Genomic DNA, 19,256 nt, shown 5'->3' with positions numbered 1-19,256 from the left:
ATGTGTCGCTGAGTCATAAAGAGTCAGCAGTTTTTGTCTCATCTACATCAAGTAGAGATATGCGGAGGTTTCCATGTTGTTAGAAGTAAAAGAGAAATTGGCGCAACTACGGACGCGGGTCGATAACCTCGGGAGGCGTCTTTGACATCGCGGGAAAAGAAGCCCGTGCAGCAGAACTCGAGACACTCACCGTCGCAGAAGACTTCTGGAAAGATCAAGAAAAAGCGCAGACAATTCTCAAAGAGAGATCAGGGTTAGTCGCAACCATCACCCAATGGAAAAAATACCAGCGCGGGCTTGATGATGCAGCGGTGTTTCTCGAAATGGCTGAGGCTGGCGACACAGAAGCGGAAGCTGAAGTAGAACAGCAAACGACACAACTGGAGAAAGAGGTCAGCCAAGCCGAGCTCGAACGTATGCTTGGCGGAGAACACGACGCTGGCAACGCAATTCTGAGTCTCCATCCCGGTGCAGGCGGTTTAGAAGCACAGGGCTGGGCAGATATGCTCTTACGCCTGTATTTGCGCTGGACAGAGCGTAAAGGGTACAAAACAGAAATAGTCGACTATCAACCAGGTGAAGGCGGAGGACTCAAAAGTGCAACGTTAACTGTTGAGGGGCCTTATGCCTACGGGTACCTCCGAGCTGAGGCTGGGATTCATCGCCTCGTTCGCATCTCACCATTTGACGCCAACGCTCGCAGACATACTTCTTTTGCCTCGGTGTTTGTCTATCCAGATCTTGACGACACCGTCGAAGTCGACATCCGCCCAGAGGATCTGCGCGTTGATACCTATCGGTCGAGTGGTGCTGGTGGACAACACGTAAACAAAACCGATTCGGCGGTACGCATTACTCACCTGCCAACTGGGATTGTTGTTGCATGCCAAAACGAACGTTCGCAACATCGCAATCGCGCAATGGCCATGAAAGTGTTGCGGGCTAAACTCTATGAAGTCGAGCTCGAAAAACAAAAAGAGAAAATGGAGGATCTGCACAAGAGTAAAAAGGACATCGCCTGGGGAAGTCAAATCCGTTCGTATGTCCTTCATCCCTATCGTATGGTCAAGGACCATCGCACAGGAGCAGAAGTCGGCAATACAGATGCGGTGCTGGATGGAGACATTGATACATTTATCGAAGCCTATTTGCTCCACCGCATAGCTGCATAAGCACGGTTGTGCAAACAGTCACGCTTCATGAAGAAGAGGAACCGTCATGGAGGAAGACAAGAGAGGTCGCGATCTTGCACAAGCAGTGACGATTCCAGAAATTTCCTTGCGGCTTCAATACGTGCGGGAAGCAAAAGGACTATCCCTGCGAGAAGCAGAGGCGGCAACCCGAGTGCCTGTACATTACTTACGCCTGCTAGAAGGAAGAGGGGACAGCCGTCTCCTCTCCGATATTCTCGATCTCGTACCATTTCTTCGCACCTATGCTTTATTTCTCGGGCTTGATCCGGAGGAAACGATTGCACAATTTGTCCAGTCCGTTCATACGAAAGAAGACGCGCTTAGTGAACTCAGTGCCCCCCCATCGACCCCCCAGTCAACTGTTCGCCCAATGCTGCTTCTCATTAGTCTCGCAAGTGTCGTTCTTATCGCCGTCCTCTGGCTCATTCGCAAATCGTAACGAATCCCTTGGCAATAGGTAGAGAAGCATATAGACTCCAGCGGTCTTGAATACGCTCCGTAGCACCTCGGCTCTGGAGCACGTCCTGAGGAGGGACCGCCATGAGCGCTATGACAATTGAAACAATTCCACAGTTAACTGATCCAGTGTTGATCGTTGCTTTCGCCGGTTGGAACGACGCTGGCAACGCCGCAACCCATGCTGCACAGTTTCTTGTACAACAGCTGCAAGCTCGTCGTTTTGCGACTCTCGATCCGGAAGAGTTTTACAACTTCAGCGAGTTGCGTCCCCAGGTACGGCTTCGGGATGGCCTATATCGTGAGGTTATCTGGCCAGCGAATGAGTTCTCATATAGTGATGCTGCAGTTCTTCCCCGTGGCCTCGTGCTAGGAGTTGGTATCGAACCACATCTCAAATGGAAAACCTATTCAGCAGCGATTCTTGACCTCGCCAAACAATGTGGAGTGCAAATGGTACTCACACTCGGCGCACTGCTAGCCGATGTTTCATATTCACGTCCGGTCCGTGTCGCCGGTTTTGCGAGCGACCCAGCTTTGGCCGCACGATTGCAACTGACCTCTTCGCGCTACGAAGGGCCAACTGGAATTGTCGGTGTCTTCAACGATGCGTGCCGTCGTTCAGGAATTCCCTCGGCTAGCTTTTGGGCCAATGTTCCGCATTACATTTCCGCCGCACCAAATCCGAAAGCCGCCCTTGCATTGGTCAAGAGGGTGGAAGCGTTTCTTCATTTCTCAATGGATACAACTGAACTCAGCACCCAGTCGTTTACCTTTGAGACAAAGGTTGCTCAGGCGGTGGCTGAGAACCCCCAGATGGCAGCCTACGTTCGCCAACTGGAAGCGCGAGAGCAACAGGAAGAAGGATTTGAGGTAGAGCCTGCACTAAAAGCAAACGGCGGCGGGAATGGGCATGCTAACGGGAAAGATATGGAAGCTGAGTTACAGCGCTTCTTACAACAACGCAAGAATAAGAAGGACGATGAGTGAAAAATCTCTCACCGATGGAACAATCAGTGTACATGGTCAACCTCGGTTGTCCCAAGAACTTGGTCGATGGCGAGGTTATGCTTGGACTTTTGGCGCGCGAAGGATATACGCTCACACTCGATCCTGAACAGGCTGGCGTATTGATGGTGAATACATGCAGTTTTATCAATGAAGCGAAAGAGGAATCGATCAACACCATCCTCGAACTAGCGCAACATAAGGAGCAAGCACCAAGCAAACGGCTAATTGTCACAGGCTGTTTAGCACAACGCTATAGCCAGGAATTACGCGAGTCTCTCCCCGAAGTCGATGTCTTCGTTGGGACTGGCGAGTTTCTGCGAATTACCGAGATTTTGCAGCAAAAACGATCGCAGCTTGATGGGCCGGTGAGCTACGTTGGCGCCGCCCACGTTCTCCACGATCATACAACTCCACGCATCGCGACGACAGCGTTCTATACAACGTATCTCAAGATCGCTGAAGGTTGTAATCATAAGTGCGCGTTTTGCATCATCCCCAAGATTCGTGGCCTACAGGAGAGTCGTCCGATTGACTCGTTAGTGACCGAAGCGGAAACGCTGGCTGCACAGGGGGTAAAAGAACTCAATCTGATTGCACAGGATCTGACCGCGTATGGACGCGAACGACGAGATGGAACAACGCTACTCGCGTTATTGCGAGCGTTGAGCCGCATCGATGGAATTGCCTGGATCCGTCTCTTGTACTGCTATCCCAATTATCTTGATGAACCGCTACTACGTTTTATCGCTGAGGAAGCGAAAGTGTGTTCGTATCTGGATATGCCACTCCAACATATCAGCGATCGTATGTTGCGCGCGATGCGTCGAGAAAAAGGAGGAGATGGTATCCGGCGGTTACTTGAGCGTATTCGTACCTATATTCCTGGTGTCGTTTTACGGACCTCGTTCATTGTCGGATTTCCTGGTGAGCAAGAGGAAGATTTTCAACAACTGCTTGATTTCGTGGGCGAAGCGCAAATCGACCATGTCGGCGTATTTCGCTATTCACAAGAAGAGGGAACAGCAGCGGGAACATTACCCAATCAAGTCCCAGAAGAGGTCAAACAGGAACGCTGGCACCGCTTGATGAAACAACAGACCCAGATCGTTCGACGAAAAAACCTCGCCCTGGTTGGGAGCGAGCAAGAAGTTCTCGTCTGTGGCTATGACGAGCGTGGTCGGCTCTGGGGGCGGATCCGGGGGCAAGCACCGGAAATTGACGGGATTGTGGCCATGGAACAGGCGCAGGGTGAGGTGGGAGAGATTCTTCCCATGCGGATTTCCGCAGTGTCAGGGTATGACCTTCGGGCAAAACCGCTTATAGAAAAAGCAAAAGAATCTCACCAAGAGATTGACTTAGTGCATCTTCCCCTCTAGATTCCCCGATTACTTTTCGTGTCGGAAGGAGTGGGGTATGAGAAAAACCTTCTTGAAAAAGACTCGTGAGGCCCTTGTTGCACGGAGGGAACAGATTCTTAAACAACTCAACGAGGAAGTGAAAGAAGGCAGAGAATCCGCTCTTGATGAAGGAATGGACACTTACGACCTCGCCAGCGAAGAGCGGAGCCGTGAGATTAATCTTATCCTTAGTGATCGTGACCGCGATAAGCTGCAAGCCATTGAGGATGCACTGGAACGCATTGAAGACGGCTCTTATGGCATCTGTGAGTCCTGTGAGGAGGAAATTGCTCCCGAACGGCTTGAAGCATTGCCATTCACTCGTCTGTGTGTTTCTTGTCAAAGTGATATGGAGAGAGAGGCGAAACAGCACCGCCGCCCGGACGATGACCGTGGCCATCGCCGAACGAACTTATCAGACTTTGATGAAGACAATTTCTAGTCGTTCTGCGAGCAAAGCGTAGTGAGGGAGTACGATTCGCTTCCTCACTTTTCGCTCTCCCATCTCACACACAGCTGAGATGTCCTTCCCTCTATCAATACGAAACCAGCTACAAGCATTGTTTTCTGCGGCAGTGGCAGCCGTTGACCCGCGTGTTCTCATAAGTCGTATAATACAGAAAGAGCCCAGCGGTTTACTTGTCCACCGCCCTGGAAGTGATTCTTCCCAATTACACTTTCCAGTTCACCGGCGAATCCTCATCGTTGGCGCTGGCAAAGGTGCTGGTTTTCTCGCCCAAGGGCTTGAGCAACTTCTTGTGGAACAGGAAATCACAGGAGTTGTCGTTGTCCCTGTTGGCCAACAAGTCGATCTTCACCATGTCACAGTGGTGCATGGCGAGCATCCGATTCCAGGACCAGGCAGTGTGCAAGGGGCAGCAGCGATCTTCGATCTTCTTGCACAGAAAAGACCGGATGACTTGATCTGTTTCTGCTTGACCGGTGGCGCATCAAGTTTGCTCGTCAGTCCGGTCGATGGCATCTCACTTGCCGATAAAGTCGCGGTCAATCAACTCCTGCTCGCCTGCGGCGCTGATATCCATGAGGTCAACAGTGTCCGAAAACATCTCTCTCGTATCAAAGGTGGCGGACTTGCGCGTGCCGCGTTTCCCAATCACATAGTGGGTTTTATTCTCTCCGATGTCCTTGATGATGATGTAAGTACGATCGGGTCAGGACCAACTGCGCCCGACCCAAGTACGTTTGCCGAGGTATGGGCGATCGTCAACCGCTACGCCCTTCTTCATCAACTGCCACCGTCAGTCCGCTCTTATCTGTCCAGCGGGAAGAATGGCTTCCAGAAAGAGACTCCCAAACCCGGAGATGCAGTTTTTTCTCATGTCCATAACATCCTTGTCGGCTCCAATCGCTTAGCCCTTGAAGCAGCTGCCAGTAGGGCGCAAACACTCGGTTTTGTTACACACCTGATCGCGACCTCCCTATCCGGGGATACGACCGAAACCGCGCGAGTTTTTGCCGCTACTCTTCGTTTGTTACACAGGACGAGCCAATCTCCGCTCTGTGTGCTTGCTGGAGGAGAAACAACGGTCCACCTCACTGGGACAGGTAAAGGCGGGCGTAACCAAGAATTCGCACTTGTTGTCGCTGACGAATTACGGGGAGAGCGTGGTTGGGCATTATTAAGTGCAGGCACCGATGGTATTGACGGACCAACCGATGCTGCAGGTGCATTTGTTGATGGCAACAGCCTGAACAGAGCACGCCAGTACGGGCTCGATTCTTCGCAGTTTCTTAAACAAAATGATAGTTACACATTCTTTTCCACGCTCGGGGATCTTTTTGTACCTGGCCCCACTGGGACAAACGTAATGGACATCAAAATAGCTCTTCTCTGGCCTTCGACGTTCACCGCTCACACAGCCTCTTGAACTCTTGCATAAAAGCCGAGACATTATTAAGAGAGGGATTATGACACGAAACCGTACAACAGACACGGCTGGCCGCGTTCCCCCAGGGCAACATTTAGTGGAGAAATGGCCGGTACTGAGCTATGGACCCACGCCACGCTTCAATCCTGCGGTCTGGGATTTTCGCCTTTTTGGTTTAGTCGAGCGCCCAATACGTCTCAATTATCAGCAGTTCCGCGCATTGCCGCAGACTCGGCTGACCACAGACTTTCACTGTGTCACCACCTGGTCCCGTCTCGATAACCAATGGGAAGGGACACTCGCCACAGATGTCGTTACGCTCATTCAACTCAAACCGGAAGCTCGCTATGTGACTATCCATTGCGAAGGTGGTTATACAACGAACCTGACACTTGGGCAGTTTCTTGATGACGACGTGATTCTTGCTCATCGTCATGATGGTCAAGATCTTGAGCCTGATCACGGCTGGCCACTTCGCTTAGTAGTCCCGAAGTTGTATGCCTGGAAAAGCGCTAAGTGGGTAAGAGGAATTGAGTTTTTAGCCCAAGATAAACGTGGCTTCTGGGAAGTACGTGGATATCACAATCGCGGGAATCCGTGGAAAGAAGAACGCTATAGCGATCAAGAAGAAGACGAAGAATAGTATCCTAACTCATTCATACTCCTTCTGATTTTCTTCACTCGATCCTTCGTACCCTTCCTGTCTTGACTGAACGCCTATTCAATTTAATTTCTATTATGAATGGACGTTCAGTCAAAATTTTCTTGACAATCCCCACCTGAGAGCGCTAAAGAAAGCTAGCGCACTCCTCCGACCAACGGCCTCCAGGTGCGACACCGGAGTACCGGAGAAACAGAACATGGCAGTGTACACCCCCTTAGATCACCGGACGGTGGCGAATTTCGTCACCTCGTACGGTCTAGGTACCCTCAACAAAATGACCGGCATTCCTGCTGGATCTGTCAATACTCACTATTTGTTAGAAACTTCCAAAGGTCGGATCATTCTCAAAATCGATGAAGTGAAAAGCGTAGCTGATGCTGAACGTGAGCTGGCATTGTTCCTCTTCCTGCGTACTCGTGATTTCCCCTGTCCTCAGCCACTCGTGGATCGTCAGGGACAGTATTATCGCCTGTACAAAGGAAAGCCACTGTCTCTCTATACGCTGTTAAATGGAAAAAGTGTCCCAGAAGCGCAAATGTCAAAGGCTCAACTGGAACATATCGGACAGCTGCTTGCTACTCTTCATCAAGTCGGTTCTGATTATCCGAAAGATGAAGAGAATCGCTTTAGTGCCACCCGGATTCTCGCTCTTTACCAGGAGGTCAAAGAGCGACTGCCTGGGTATCTGCGTCATTTGACACACATGCTTGATGACGAAATGCTCTACCAACAGGAATATCAAGAAGATCGATTACCAAAGGGGATCATCCACGGGGATTTGTTTGCAGATAACCTGCTGTTCCGCAAAGACAAGGTTGTGGGTGTCCTGGACTTTGAGGCGGCTTGTCAGGGGAAATTTATTTATGACGTCGCAACCGCAGTAAATGCGCTCTGCTATATTGATGGACGCTTTGAGATTGACCGTTTTGACACCTTCCTATCAGGCTACCAGAGCGTACGAACGCTCACCCTTACGGAGTGGGATGCCTTCCCCAATGAATTACGCTTCTCCGCTTTTCGTTTTACCATCACGCGCCTCAAAGACTTCTTTCTGCGCCCCATGGAAGCACGAGATCGCGTAAGCAAAGATTTCCGCGAGTTTTTTGATCGACTGCAGGTCTTACGTCGCGAACGTCCCGGTGGTATGAACCGACTTCTCCTGGCCATGGCAACTGGCTATGATTATCGCCAGTACCAAAAACCTCCGGCAGCTCGAGATAAGCCGGAAGGGCGAACACCAATAAAGAATAGGAGAAGCGGAGGAAGACAGCGAGAAGCCTTGACGTTGCAAGTGCGAACACAGAAACGAGTCGCTGCGGCTCGCTAACACGGGCCATAGCCCCCTCGCACTTTGCTATACGCTGCGACCCTTTGGACACGTCATTCTGAGTGAAACGAAGAATCTCTCTGGGAATCCCTTCGTTTCATTCGAGGAGACATCCCTAGGGCACCACCCTCGTTATGAGTTGAGCTCAGGCTGTTGCCCCCCATCACCACCATTATGTTCAAGAAGATTCTCATCGCCAATCGCGGCGAGATTGCCAGCCGGATCGCACAAACGTGTCGTGAACTCGGTATTGCTACCGTTGCCGTATACTCTGAAGCTGATCGCTCCTCACCTCATGTGTATGTAGCTGATGAAGCGTTGCATATTGGTCCGGCGCCAGCGAAGGAAAGTTACTTGAATGCCGAGGCGATCATTACTGCCGCACAACGAACCGGCGCGCAGGCAATCCATCCAGGCTATGGCTTCCTATCGGAAAATCCCACCTTTGCCCGTTTAGTAAAAGAGGCTGGCCTTACCTTTATTGGCCCCTCGCCCGATGCCCTTGCTGCGGTTGGTAATAAAATCTTCGCTCGCCAGACAGTGACCAAGCTCGGAGTCCCGGTCGTTCCTGCGTTAGAGAACCCTTCGCGTGACCCTGAGGTTCTGCAGACACAAGCGCGTGACCTTGGTTATCCGCTTCTGATTAAGGCGGCCTCTGGCGGAGGTGGCAAAGGCATGCGCATCGTGCGCGACGAAAAAGACCTGCTCGAAGGAGTTGCTGCAGCCGAGCGCGAGGCACTTGCCGCGTTTGCCGAAGGAACAGTCTATCTCGAACGCTACATTGAACGCCCACGTCACGTTGAAGTGCAAATTCTTGGTGATATGCATGGCACCCTCATCCATCTGGGTGAACGGGAATGTTCGATTCAGCGGCGATATCAGAAGATCCTGGAAGAAACTCCTTCACCAGCAGTGAATGAGAAACTCCGTGAGGAGATGACCGCCGCAGCGCTCACCGTGGCCAAAGCTGCCGGCTATTACAACGCAGGCACGGTGGAGTTTATCCTTGATGATTCCGGGCATTTTTATTTCCTTGAAGTGAACGCACGGCTACAAGTCGAACACCCAATTACAGAATGGATCACAGGGTTAGACCTCGTCCGTGAACAGATTCGCATTGCCAGCGGCGCGCGGTTGGGTTTCACTCAAAGTGATATTCAACGGCGTGGACATGCATTTGAATGTCGAATTTATGCCGAAGACCCAGCCCACGGCTTTCTCCCCTCTCCAGGCAAAGTGTTACTGTGGCAAGCACCGACCGGTCCTGGCGTGCGCGTTGATGCCGGAGTCGTTTCGCATACCGAGGTGTCTGTTTATTATGACCCGATGATCGCTAAGCTCTCGACTTGGGGTCAGGACCGAGAACAAGCACGTCGTCGCATGGAATCGGCCCTGCGCCAGTGTCTCGTCTTAGGGCCCACAACAAATATCCCATTCCTCCGTGACCTGCTTGCCCATCCGGCCTTCATCGCTGGAGCCACCCATACCGGTTTTCTTCCTGAGCATTTCGCCCAGTGGCAGGCTGAGGCAGCACCACGTCTCAACGTGGCCGCGTTTGCTGCTGCAGTTAGTCACAAACAGTCCACTCCACAAGCTGCACAAAGTGTACAATCTGCTAGTGAAACCCCGTGGCAGCACCTTGGTGGTTGGCGTATTGGCAATTAATCCGCTAAGAGAGAGCACGTATGAAAACAACATTGCATGCACGGGGAAATGCGCTGACGGTCGAATATCGGCAGAACGGCGACGAGTACACTGTTACAGTGGGGGATACAGCGCTACAAACACAGATTCTCGCGACACATGAAGGTGCGCTAACGCTCGTGGTTGATGGGCAACTCCTGCACGCACATGTCGTCAGTGACGGACCGCGGACGCTCGTCGCTCTTGATGGGCACGTGTACGAATTTGCCCGTGGGGAAAAGAAAAGTTCTCACAGCCGTCAACGTGAAGCTGGGCGCTTGAGCCCAGAGATCCGCTCACCAATGCCGGGAAAAATTCTTGACGTTCGAGTGACAGAGGAAGCAAACGTTGAAACTGGACAGGTCCTGGTCGTTCTTGAAGCGATGAAAATGGAGAACGCGTTAACTGCAGAAGGACCTGCCCGTGTTCGCAAGATTCACGTTGCTGCCGGAGAACTGGTTGAACTCGGCCAACTGTTAGTCGAACTCGAATTCCCTCAGGCTGCAACACAGGGTGATTAGCCTAACCGCGCACCAACCTGGATACCACTTTGTTTGGCAAACTCTGACGCTGCAATTTTTCCACCGTCACCACGGACTTTTTTCGCGATGATTGTTCCCCCCGGTGCAGCAATGTGTAAGTCTTCGCCTTCAATTGCGGTCACTTGTCCTGGTGACGCCGCAGATGAGCCCGATTGCAGCCGACAATCATACAACCGCACCATCTTCCCTTGCCATGCGGTATGCGCTCCGGGTTGTGGGTCGCATCCACGAATCCGATTGTAAACAACCTGGGCTGACTGCGTCCAATCAATCCGTCCATGTTCATCTCCACACGGAGGATCATAGTTTGCTCGTGACTCATCTTGGACGATACGAGGTGGATTGCCCGCTTTGATCAGGTCAACCGACTCAGTAATCGCGTCAACTCCAACCGAGAACAATTTATTGAAGTATAATGTCCCGGTCGTATCGTCTGGTCCGACGTCAACTTCTTTCTGCAAAAGAATTGGTCCAGTATCTATTCCTTCATCAACCCAAAACAAGGTGATACCGGTTTTCGATTCACCGTTGATCAACGCCCAGTTAATCGCGCTACGACCACGGTATTTTGGCAACAACGATGGATGAAAACAGATGCTGCCGTATCGTGGTAGGTTGAAGACCTGTGGCGGCACGATCTGTGTGACAAAGGCAAGGATGGCTAAATCCGCATTGAGGGCTGCAAACTGATCGCGTACTTCAGGCGTCTTCAAGGTCTTATGTTGATGTACTGGAATCCCGAGCTGAATCGCGCGTTGTTTCACTGGGTCGAACTTCCCGCCTGGAGCATCTGGCGGACAGAATACCGCAAGGACTTCTTCGCCTTTGGTAGTCAGTTTTTCGAGCGTCTTTTCAGCAAATGCAGCTTGGCCAATAAGAATGATACGCATGGATCTTTTCCCTTCCTTCACTCATGCTTGTGCTTTACCAACAGGCTGAGGAAAAAGGACACGGCACACACGGCCAATCACTGTCGCCATACGTCGTGCTCCCTCAGCCGTGGCGATGAGATTATTATTTATTTCGAGTTCAAGGTACACTAAATCGTTTCGTTCGCCATGAGTACGGGCACTAAAAATCAGTCCATCATATCCTGAGTATGGCTCGTTATAGAGGACACGATGGCCATCATGGCCAAGCCGTCCCCCAACCTCCTGCGCTAAATCCTCGTAACGATCGAATAACACTCCCATATCAAACCGACGTTCTTTCTTTCCTAGAACAGGGGTGAAACTGTGGATACTCAGGAGAACTGGTTGATCGTTTTTTCTTTGTGCAAGTAAATTGTCAATTGCTTCATGATATGGTCGGTAGAATGTATCGATGCGATTCTGCCGTTCCTCTGGTGACACATCGCAATTTCCTACGATAACCGTACGATCACTTTCCTTCACGATGATGTCATGGTCATTGAGATCACGGTTACAATCGATCAGCAGGCGGGAATATCGAGAACAAATTGCTGGTGCATCAAGGGTTTGCGCGAGATAAGCAACAACCGAACGTGCGCCAATATCCCACCCGATATGTTGTTGAACTTCTGCTGGCGAAAGGCCGAGGTTCTGATACTCCTGCGGTAGTGCATAGGAGGCATGCTCACAGGTCAGAACCAAAGGAAACTGTCCTTCTAGATTAATCAGCTCAAACGCATTGTTATTCTGCCGCATGCCTTCTGAATTACTGAAGGAGGGGGGAAGTTGCAAGTCGTCCCGGATAAAACTCCGTTGACAAATGAACAGGTTATTCATATAAAGTAAAACGTTTTTTGCTATCTGACCGAGGTGCAAGGAGGCAGCATGGTTCGCCGTGAAAAGAGCAATTACATTATCCAGGCTGTAGCTCATGCCCTGGATGTGCTTGAGCAGTTCCACGGTGATGCAGAGTTGGGAGTCACAGAACTTAGTAAGCGATTACGACTTCATAAAAACAATGTTTTTCGAATTCTCGCGACGCTTGAATCACGCGGTTATATTGAGCAGAACCGATCAACTGAGAACTATCGTTTAGGAACACGTTGTTTGCAAATGGGGCAAAGTTACATCCAACACATGGGGTTACTCAGGCAAGCACGTCCGATTATGGCGGATGTTGTCAAAGCATGTCATGAAAGCGCGTATGTAACCGTCATGCGCAAAGGAAAAGTTGTTCCCCTTGATATGGTCGATTCTGACCAACCAGTCCGTATCGTCTCCCACGTTGGGGAATCACTTCCGCTGTACTGCACGGCTGCCGGAAAAATTCATCTTGCCTTTGAACCAGCTGAAGAAATTCAACGCAACTTTCCAGAAGGACTCGAGCGTTACACTGAAAACACAATTGTTGACCGTCGGATCTTGGTCGAACAGTTAAAAGAAGTTGCTACTGTGGGCTACGCACTGGAAAACGGTGAGTATCTTGCTGACGTACGTACCATTGCAGTCCCCATCCGAGATTACACACGTACTGTAGTTGGAAGCCTTGCTGTAAGCGGTCCCGCGTATCGTATTCCTTCTGAACGGATTGAGAAGGAACTCTCGCCTTTGGTACTTAACGCCGGACATGAACTCTCAGTTCGCTTAGGCTATAACGCATAGAACGACAGCGCTTGACAGGGTCATGCAGACACGCTGAAGTAGGGCGGCATCTCAGCCGTCCCCCCACCACATCATCACATATGGAGGAATAGTGGAGTGAAAACGCTAGTTACGGTCAAGCGCGTTCCTGACCCTGAGACAACGATTCGCGTAAAACCCGATGGCTCAGGAATCGTTACTGACAACGTGAAGTACGTCATCAACCCATTCGATGAAATCGCAATTGAAGAAGCATTACGCATCAAAGAAAAACTCGGCGGTGAAGTGGTCCTTGCCAGTATTGGCACCAAGGTTGTTACCGAACAACTCCGCACCGGGTTAGCAATGGGCGCTGATCGGGCAGTTTTGATTATCAGCGAACAAGAACTCGACTCACTGGCAGTGGCTCGTGTTTTTACCAAACTGGTTGAGACCGAAAAACCGGACCTCGTCATCATGGGCAAACAAGCAATCGATGACGACTCCAATCAAGCTGGCCAGATGCTTGCCGCCCTTCTTGATTGGCCTCAAGCAACATTCGCCTCAAAAGTCGAACTCGCTGCGGATCAGAAGTCAGCCCAAGTTACTCGCGAGGTCGATGGTGGATTAGAAACGATTGGCTTCTCTTTACCGGGCATTATTACTGCTGACCTCCGTTTGAATGAACCTCGCTATGCCTCACTGCCAGGTATCATGAAAGCTCGGAAGAAAGAGATTAAAGAGGTTGCGATTGCCAGCTTAGGTGCTGAGATGACCCCACAACTGAAAGTACAAAAGCTCGAACCCCCAGCCAAGAAACAAGCTGGCAAGAAACTGGAAACCGTCCAAGCGCTCGTGGATTCGCTCCACACTGAAGCGAAAGTCATCTAAGGAGTACTGACGTGGGTAACGTTCTTGTTTTTGCTGAACATCAAAAAGGCAAATTTCCTAAGAGTACGCTGATCGCATTACAAGCAGGAAAAGAAGCGGCAAGCAAACTCGGCGGCAATTGTATCGCCACTGTTTTAGGGTCAGGCATTGATGCAGCAGCGAAAGAAATCTCTGGCTATGGAGTCGCTAAAGTTATTGCTACCGATGACCCAGCGCTCGCCAATTACCTCGCTGATGCTTATGCCTCAGCACTCGAACAACTAATCAAAGCGAACGATGTCTCGTTGTTAGTCGCCACATCAACCGCTGTGGGCAAAGACCTGTTGCCACGAGTGGCTGCACGTCTCGGGGTTGGTATGGCCACCGATGTGGTTACGATTAACGCCGACGGCACGTTTAAGCGACCGATGTATGCAGGTAACGCACTGGCAACGGTCTCACTCGATGGTGCAGTAAAAGTCATCTCGGTTCGGGGAACGGCATTCGATGCTGCGCAACCTGGTGGACACGCCCCTGTAGAAAAAGCGAGTATTAATCTCGATGCTAGCGCGAAGAAAATGCAATTCGTCTCTTTTAATGAGATCAAGTCTGATCGTCCACAACTGACCGAAGCACGCATTGTCGTGTCTGGCGGTCGCGGTTTGAAGTCGGGAGAGAATTTCACCACCTATTTGGAACCGCTCGTTGATGCACTCGGTGCAGCGATGGGTGCAAGCCGCGCGGCCGTCGACGCGGGTTTTGTTCCGAACGACCTGCAAGTTGGCCAAACCGGAAAAGTTGTCGCACCAGAATTATACTTTGCGGTTGGCATTTCCGGCGCGATCCAACATCTGGCAGGTATGAAAGACTCCAAGGTGATCGTCGCGATCAACAAAGATCCCGAAGCACCAATCTTCAACGTCGCCGATTATGGTCTCGTTGCCGACCTCTTCAAAGCTGTCCCCGAGCTGACGGAGGAAGTGAAGAAGCTCAAAGGATAAACGGTAAGAGCGACCCGCCTGCTGACTTGTGACTTCATCTGGGCACGGTGGTCCGTGCCCTGGTATTGATCTCCTTCCCCACAAAATTCCAAATATATCACTCTCAGTTACATTTCTCTACTAACTGCAGGTTTCTTTGTACAAGCAGAACAAAGAAAGACGGGAAAGGGAATTTCTCGGCTATTTTCTCTGTTTACACGGTTAGGACCCGGATCCATTGCTCCGGTTATAAGCGAAAGCAAGGAGGTCAGATACCGTGACACAGGAAGAGGGCGCGCATCTCCCTTTCATGCCCATCATAAAGAAAACGGCCTTCGTTCTTTGCGGGCTCATCCTCGTCCTTACTATTCGCTTTTTCCCAACGCTCCTAACAGAGCTCAAGCAATCTCTACATACCAACCTCTTTCGCTATAGAATGAGAGAGTTGGACCGTGCCCTTCAAAACCGACCGATTCCTCGTGTTGCTGGGGTATCGAGAGAAGTGGTGGAGAAAATTGTTAAACGCCATGAAAGCGAACTCAAAAAAATCCCCGGTGTAGAAGGGATCTTTGTTGCTGGCGATAAAATTATCATCCACATAAGGGTATACACAGATAACAAAGGACAAAAGCTAGAATATCTGCCAGCTCACCTCCAGGCTCTCCCTCAGACAATAGAAGGCATCCCAGTTACTGTTTCATCCTTGTCTGTTTATCCTCCTCCACCAGGGGTAATTATTCTCAAACCTAAAGGAAAAAGAGAACGTGCAAAAACCTGCCCAGCAAACTTGTATGAAACAAACTTGCATGGATGGCGCTTCTGTTTTGATCCCGTACATCCTGAACCGATTCCAGGTTTGATGATGCTTCCTATTGCTGGCATTCCTCCCGAACAGGCATACAAAATTCTTGATCGCAATCGTAACAGACTCATGGCTCTTCCGGGGATTGAGTCAGTTGGAATGGGCGCAAACGGTATTTATGTCACAGCAGCTCATCCCTCCATACTGCCAAAAGAAGTCGAAGGACTCCGGCTAGAAGTGCACCCGGTCTCAAAAGTGGAAAAACGCGAAGCGCGCTACACGGCAAACATTGCTCTTACCGCGCCGTAAACCCACCGTCGATCACTAACTCACTTCCTGTCACAAACGACGACTCGTCGGATGCCAAATAGAGGACACCATAAGCGACTTCCTCAGGCTTGCCGTCACGTCCGAGTGGTGTCATGCGTAAGACCATATCGCGTCGCTCGGGGCTGAGCGGAGCCGTCATCGGTGTTTCGATACGACCTGGATGGATGGAGTTCACACGAATCTTATCTTGCGCATATTGAACCGCAGCGTTTTTGGTCAGTAACCGCACAGCACCTTTGCTTGCCTGATACGCTGGGATATTCGAGAGACCAACGAGGCCAGCAATCGATGAGATGTTGATAATCGACCCGCCCCCAGCACGCCGCATGGCTGGGATAGCATGCTTCATCCCTAGAAACACGCCAGTCTGATTGATGTTGATCACTTCGTTCCACGCTTCCAAGCTGGTTTCATCAAGCGGCGCCATCCGCACAATACCAGCGTTATTAACCAGAACGTTGAGTTTGCCATAGGCTCGCTCGGCCATTTCCACTGCTCGTTGCCAGTCGCTCTCTTGTGTCACATCCAGATGGATATAGGTTGCCGCACCACCTTGTTGCACAATTCCTTGCGCAGCCTTTTGGCCTACCTCATCAAGGACATCACCTATAACCACCTTTGCGCCTTCGCGAACAAACAAGCGTGCCTCGCACTCCCCCATGCCGCGTGCTCCGCCGGAAATCAATGCAACTTTACCATCGAGTCGTCCTGCCATAGCAACACCCTCCTTAGCTGAAGCTATACACCCCTTTCCATAGCACTCTCAAGGTGAGGAGTTGCGACAGAGTCAGGTCCCCCGTACAATTGCCCCAGACAAAAGAGAGCACTTATGTCAGCACAACAAGTTATCGGTCCCACTTCGCATTATTTCTATTCGCAGCGTCTCAAACTGCACTATGTTGATTGGGGCAATCCCGACAAGCCGCTGCTCGTGCTTGTCCACGGTGGGCGGGATCACGCACGCAATTGGGATTGGGTCGCCCAAGCTCTCCGTAGTGATTATCACATTATCGTTCCAGATCTCCGTGGTCACGGCGACTCAGAATGGGCACGCGGCAGCGAATACACAATGGTTGAGTACGTTGTGGATATCGCTCAACTGCTGTCACAACTTGACACTTTTCCGGTAAGGCTAATTGGCCACTCGCTTGGTGGCGGCATCGTTCTGCAATACACCGGTGTCTATCCAGAAAAAGTCAGTAAGGTCGTATCGATTGAGGGCCTCGGTCCACCACCAGAGATGATAGAGCAGCAGTCAAAACATGCGCATGAACGGATGCAGCGGTGGATTGCCGAGATGCGTAACTTAGCTGGGAGGCTCCCGCGTCGTTATAAGACGCTTGACGAAGCCGTGCAGCGCATGCGCGAAGCAAACCAACGCCTCAGTGAAGAGCAAGCGTATCACCTCACCGTCCATGGACTTTGTCGCAACGAAGACGGGACCTACACGTGGAAATTTGACAACTACGTCCGAGCGCAATCACCATACCGTTTTAATCTTGACGACGCATGGGAAATTTGGGGGCGGATTACCTGCCCCACTCTGTTATTTCGCGGCATGGAATCGTGGGCCTCAGACCCGGAAAAAGATGGACGCATTAAAGCATTCCAGAATGCCCGGCTCGTGAATGTTCCTCGTGCAGGTCACTGGGTTCATCATGATCAATTGGCAATCTTTCTAAACGAGGTACGAGGATTCCTCCGCAGTTAAATCGCAATCTAACAGCTTGCTCTGAACGAAGTGATCAGGCAAAGTTCACTCCACAGAACGCTCGGGTCTGTAGATACCCGAATCGGCCAAAGCGGTATTTGCGCCACTCAAAGATTCGCACGGGTTCGATCGCGTCGCGGACGAACACGCGCAACCAGAATCGGCCCTGTTGGGAGTCAGCAATTGGCGAAAAAGTAAAATGCGTCGGTGCCTGCTCGTCTATCTGTACTAAAGGCAACAGCGTGTGGAGCATGATAATATTGGCAGGTGAGACAATCTCAATCCCCAAGCTGCCCTGGCTGGCCGGGAGATCCAGGATAGGAGCAAGTAACAGTCCGTTGAAATGAGACTGCTGTAGCTCCAACGGATAGGTCAGAAAAGGAACAAACCGTAAATCGGTACTGGGCTGGAGTCGATAGCCCTTGAGGTGAGGCGTCAAATGTAAACTGTCGTCTTTGAGTTGTTGGAAGGCAGGCGCAACCGCCTCGCGAAGATCACCACCAAGCTGAAAGCGGGACAACCAACGGGTGGTACGGCGTTGACGAAGAGCGGTCAATTCAGCCGACACTATGGGCTTCCTGATTTCAAAGCGGGCAAGCTGTTGCGCAACAGCGGCAACTTTCCCTTGGAGTTGATCATATAGTACCTGTTTCCCCATCAACTCTTCTTGCTGTTCCGTAAGTCTTTGCTGCTGCGTACGTATCTGTTGCTCCAGCTCCAACAGTCGACCTTGAGTCGCCCGCAAATCGCTTTGGAGTCGTTCCGTTTCCTTACTTTGTTCGGCCAAGACCGTCTGTAACTGCGCAATCTCCTCCGTTCGAGCGGACAGCTGTTGCTGGAGTTCCTGTTGTCCCCCTCCTGCTTCCAAAAGCTGGTCGTGCTTCACTCCGTTACAGCCTAGATCAATAGACCTTGTCACGTGGTCGGCGGAAGCAAGCTTTTCTAAAATGTATTGTCTCTCCTCCATATCAGCTATTGCGCCGGTGCGGTCACGCGCAAGCCAGAACTGGTGGAATTCGTGCTCAGGCAGAGTCGTTCCAAGAGAGAGCGTACAGTTCTGACAACAAGGAATCTCAGCACGGCGATCCATGCGTACGGCATGCCGAATCCGTTGCATGCTACTGTTATTCAAAAGCGAACCAAAGTCTTGTTCTGGGAAGCCGCCAACATTAAAGGTTTCGTTATAAACTGCGCAGCATGGTTGCGCCCAACCATTGACAGTAAAATACAAAGAATCGCCTTCGATAAAATTGCATCCACCAAAGACACGCTCCTGAAGCTTCCCGTGTATTGGTAATTCATCATTCCCACTGTAGCCATGCATGTCACGCGTCTCGACCGAGACCCCAAGAGGGGCAAAGGTTGCTTCAAGCCGCTGGAACGCTTCTACTCTTGAAGGAACAATTAAACCTGGAATTTCTCCTTCACGCGGAAGAATGGTACACGTCGTCAAGAGCAGATCAGGGCGCTGCTTCTTCGCCTCTTGGGAAAACGCTCGAATATTCGCAAGTACTTGCTCGTAGTGAGGACCGCGTAAACACTCAAATCTCTCTTTATCGCCAAATCCATCAAAGGAGAACACAAGCTTTTTCACGATGGGTATATCGAGAAGGGCTCGCGCTTTGTCTCCCTTGAGAAGCGAAGCGTTAGTATGCTGAATAACGAGAGCGTTACGAGCCACCTGAGAGCCATGCAGAATCTCTAGACACTGCCGGAAGTGTGGATGCGCTAATGGTTCTCCAAAATAAGCTACCACGGCCAGAGGCCGTGGTATTAAGAAGGCCCCTCCGAAGGGGCCGAGCACATTCCGAAGCCCCCGCTGGGGGCGGTAACTCTTAGGAAGGCCCCGCTGGGGCCTCTATACGGTTAC

General features: G+C 51.0%; 19 protein-coding genes. 15 read left to right on the top strand and 4 right to left on the bottom strand.

Going from position 1 to position 19,256, the window contains the following annotated elements; genetic code table 11:
• Positions 1-122: 122 nt before the first annotated feature.
• The 10 genes from FJ147_06870 to FJ147_06825 all read left to right on the top strand — a co-directional run bounded on the left by FJ147_06870 (position 123) and on the right by FJ147_06825 (position 10,141).
• Positions 123-1,172, top strand: coding sequence for a peptide chain release factor 2 (locus FJ147_06870; GenBank protein ID MBM4255606.1), 1,050 nt, complete (start codon positions 123-125; stop codon positions 1,170-1,172).
• Positions 1,173-1,218: 46 nt separating this feature from the next.
• Complete coding sequence (locus FJ147_06865; protein ID MBM4255605.1) at positions 1,219-1,632, top strand: hypothetical protein; 414 nt, start codon at positions 1,219-1,221, stop codon at positions 1,630-1,632.
• 101 nt (positions 1,633-1,733) lie between these two features.
• Positions 1,734-2,639, top strand: a complete 906-nt coding sequence (locus FJ147_06860; protein ID MBM4255604.1) for a PAC2 family protein — start codon at positions 1,734-1,736, stop codon at positions 2,637-2,639.
• Positions 2,640-2,653: 14 nt separating this feature from the next.
• Positions 2,654-4,036, top strand: coding sequence for a 30S ribosomal protein S12 methylthiotransferase RimO (gene rimO / locus FJ147_06855; GenBank protein MBM4255603.1), 1,383 nt, complete (start codon positions 2,654-2,656; stop codon positions 4,034-4,036).
• Between the two features lie 37 nt (positions 4,037-4,073).
• The gene (locus FJ147_06850) at positions 4,074-4,499 is read left to right on the top strand and encodes a TraR/DksA family transcriptional regulator (protein ID MBM4255602.1); all 426 of its coding nucleotides are present in this window, start codon (positions 4,074-4,076) and stop codon (positions 4,497-4,499) included.
• 79 nt (positions 4,500-4,578) lie between these two features.
• Entirely contained in the window at positions 4,579-5,946 is a 1,368-nt protein-coding gene (locus FJ147_06845) for a glycerate kinase (protein MBM4255601.1), read from the top strand.
• 40 nt (positions 5,947-5,986) lie between these two features.
• Positions 5,987-6,589 carry a sulfite oxidase-like oxidoreductase gene (locus tag FJ147_06840; protein MBM4255600.1) on the top strand — a complete coding sequence of 201 codons (603 nt, stop codon included), beginning with the start codon at positions 5,987-5,989 and terminating at the stop codon, positions 6,587-6,589.
• A 217-nt stretch (positions 6,590-6,806) separates the two neighbouring features.
• Complete coding sequence (locus FJ147_06835; protein ID MBM4255599.1) at positions 6,807-7,937, top strand: homoserine kinase; 1,131 nt, start codon at positions 6,807-6,809, stop codon at positions 7,935-7,937.
• 174 nt (positions 7,938-8,111) lie between these two features.
• On the top strand, positions 8,112-9,602 hold the full coding sequence (locus tag FJ147_06830) for an acetyl-CoA carboxylase biotin carboxylase subunit (GenBank protein ID MBM4255598.1): 1,491 nt from the start codon (positions 8,112-8,114) through the stop codon (positions 9,600-9,602).
• Between the two features lie 20 nt (positions 9,603-9,622).
• Positions 9,623-10,141 carry a biotin/lipoyl-binding protein gene (locus tag FJ147_06825; GenBank protein MBM4255597.1) on the top strand — a complete coding sequence of 173 codons (519 nt, stop codon included), beginning with the start codon at positions 9,623-9,625 and terminating at the stop codon, positions 10,139-10,141.
• On the opposite strand, the gene FJ147_06820 is transcribed toward FJ147_06825, so the two are convergent.
• Positions 10,138-11,052: a methionyl-tRNA formyltransferase gene (locus tag FJ147_06820; protein MBM4255596.1), complete on the bottom strand. Its 915-nt coding sequence runs from the start codon at positions 11,050-11,052 to the stop codon at positions 10,138-10,140. The genes FJ147_06825 and FJ147_06820 overlap by 4 nt on opposite strands.
• A gap of 21 nt (positions 11,053-11,073) precedes the next feature.
• Complete coding sequence (locus FJ147_06815) at positions 11,074-12,006, bottom strand: N-formylglutamate amidohydrolase (protein MBM4255595.1); 933 nt, start codon at positions 12,004-12,006, stop codon at positions 11,074-11,076.
• Here FJ147_06815 and FJ147_06810 point away from each other — a divergent pair.
• The 4 genes from FJ147_06810 (at position 11,959) to FJ147_06795 (ending at position 15,654) form a co-directional block, all read left to right on the top strand.
• Positions 11,959-12,735: an IclR family transcriptional regulator gene (locus tag FJ147_06810; GenBank protein ID MBM4255594.1), complete on the top strand. Its 777-nt coding sequence runs from the start codon at positions 11,959-11,961 to the stop codon at positions 12,733-12,735. The genes FJ147_06815 and FJ147_06810 overlap by 48 nt on opposite strands.
• 96 nt (positions 12,736-12,831) lie before the next feature.
• Positions 12,832-13,584 (top strand): electron transfer flavoprotein subunit beta/FixA family protein, encoded by a 753-nt coding sequence (locus FJ147_06805; protein ID MBM4255593.1) that lies wholly within the window; start codon positions 12,832-12,834, stop codon positions 13,582-13,584.
• 11 nt (positions 13,585-13,595) lie between these two features.
• Positions 13,596-14,564, top strand: coding sequence for an electron transfer flavoprotein subunit alpha/FixB family protein (locus FJ147_06800; protein MBM4255592.1), 969 nt, complete (start codon positions 13,596-13,598; stop codon positions 14,562-14,564).
• 256 nt (positions 14,565-14,820) lie between these two features.
• A complete protein-coding gene (locus FJ147_06795) occupies positions 14,821-15,654 on the top strand; it encodes a hypothetical protein (protein ID MBM4255591.1) in 834 nt (277 codons plus the stop codon).
• On the opposite strand, the gene FJ147_06790 is transcribed toward FJ147_06795, so the two are convergent.
• Positions 15,641-16,390 carry a glucose 1-dehydrogenase gene (locus FJ147_06790; GenBank protein ID MBM4255590.1) on the bottom strand — a complete coding sequence of 250 codons (750 nt, stop codon included), beginning with the start codon at positions 16,388-16,390 and terminating at the stop codon, positions 15,641-15,643. The genes FJ147_06795 and FJ147_06790 overlap by 14 nt on opposite strands.
• 114 nt (positions 16,391-16,504) lie before the next feature.
• Here FJ147_06790 and FJ147_06785 point away from each other — a divergent pair, with 114 nt between their 5' ends.
• The gene (locus tag FJ147_06785; GenBank protein MBM4255589.1) at positions 16,505-17,386 is read left to right on the top strand and encodes an alpha/beta hydrolase; all 882 of its coding nucleotides are present in this window, start codon (positions 16,505-16,507) and stop codon (positions 17,384-17,386) included.
• Between the two features lie 34 nt (positions 17,387-17,420).
• Here the strand turns inward: FJ147_06785 and FJ147_06780 are convergent, their stop codons facing one another.
• Positions 17,421-19,142 (bottom strand): hypothetical protein, encoded by a 1,722-nt coding sequence (locus FJ147_06780; protein MBM4255588.1) that lies wholly within the window; start codon positions 19,140-19,142, stop codon positions 17,421-17,423.
• Positions 19,143-19,256 lie beyond the last annotated feature (114 nt).

It is taken from the genome of Deltaproteobacteria bacterium (assembly GCA_016874775.1).
Lineage (GTDB): Bacteria > Desulfobacterota > Binatia > Bin18 > Bin18 > VGTJ01.
This window is presented reverse-complemented; position numbering and strand designations above follow the sequence as displayed.

Bases quoted from the DNA above. Each gene is read 5' to 3' on its own strand.
- FJ147_06865 (MBM4255605.1), top strand. From the start codon at position 1,219: ATGGAGGAAGACAAGAGAGGTCGCGATCTTGCACAAGCAGTGACGATT.
- FJ147_06860 (MBM4255604.1), top strand. From the start codon at position 1,734: ATGAGCGCTATGACAATTGAAACAATTCCACAGTTAACTGATCCAGTG.
- rimO (MBM4255603.1), top strand. From the start codon at position 2,654: ATGGAACAATCAGTGTACATGGTCAACCTCGGTTGTCCCAAGAACTTG.
- FJ147_06850 (MBM4255602.1), top strand. From the start codon at position 4,074: ATGAGAAAAACCTTCTTGAAAAAGACTCGTGAGGCCCTTGTTGCACGG.
- FJ147_06845 (MBM4255601.1), top strand. From the start codon at position 4,579: ATGTCCTTCCCTCTATCAATACGAAACCAGCTACAAGCATTGTTTTCT.
- FJ147_06840 (MBM4255600.1), top strand. From the start codon at position 5,987: ATGACACGAAACCGTACAACAGACACGGCTGGCCGCGTTCCCCCAGGG.
- FJ147_06835 (MBM4255599.1), top strand. From the start codon at position 6,807: ATGGCAGTGTACACCCCCTTAGATCACCGGACGGTGGCGAATTTCGTC.
- FJ147_06830 (MBM4255598.1), top strand. From the start codon at position 8,112: ATGTTCAAGAAGATTCTCATCGCCAATCGCGGCGAGATTGCCAGCCGG.
- FJ147_06825 (MBM4255597.1), top strand. From the start codon at position 9,623: ATGAAAACAACATTGCATGCACGGGGAAATGCGCTGACGGTCGAATAT.
- FJ147_06820 (MBM4255596.1), bottom strand. From the start codon at position 11,052: ATGCGTATCATTCTTATTGGCCAAGCTGCATTTGCTGAAAAGACGCTC.
- FJ147_06810 (MBM4255594.1), top strand. From the start codon at position 11,959: ATGGTTCGCCGTGAAAAGAGCAATTACATTATCCAGGCTGTAGCTCAT.
- FJ147_06815 (MBM4255595.1), bottom strand. From the start codon at position 12,006: ATGAGCTACAGCCTGGATAATGTAATTGCTCTTTTCACGGCGAACCAT.
- FJ147_06790 (MBM4255590.1), bottom strand. From the start codon at position 16,390: ATGGCAGGACGACTCGATGGTAAAGTTGCATTGATTTCCGGCGGAGCA.
- FJ147_06785 (MBM4255589.1), top strand. From the start codon at position 16,505: ATGTCAGCACAACAAGTTATCGGTCCCACTTCGCATTATTTCTATTCG.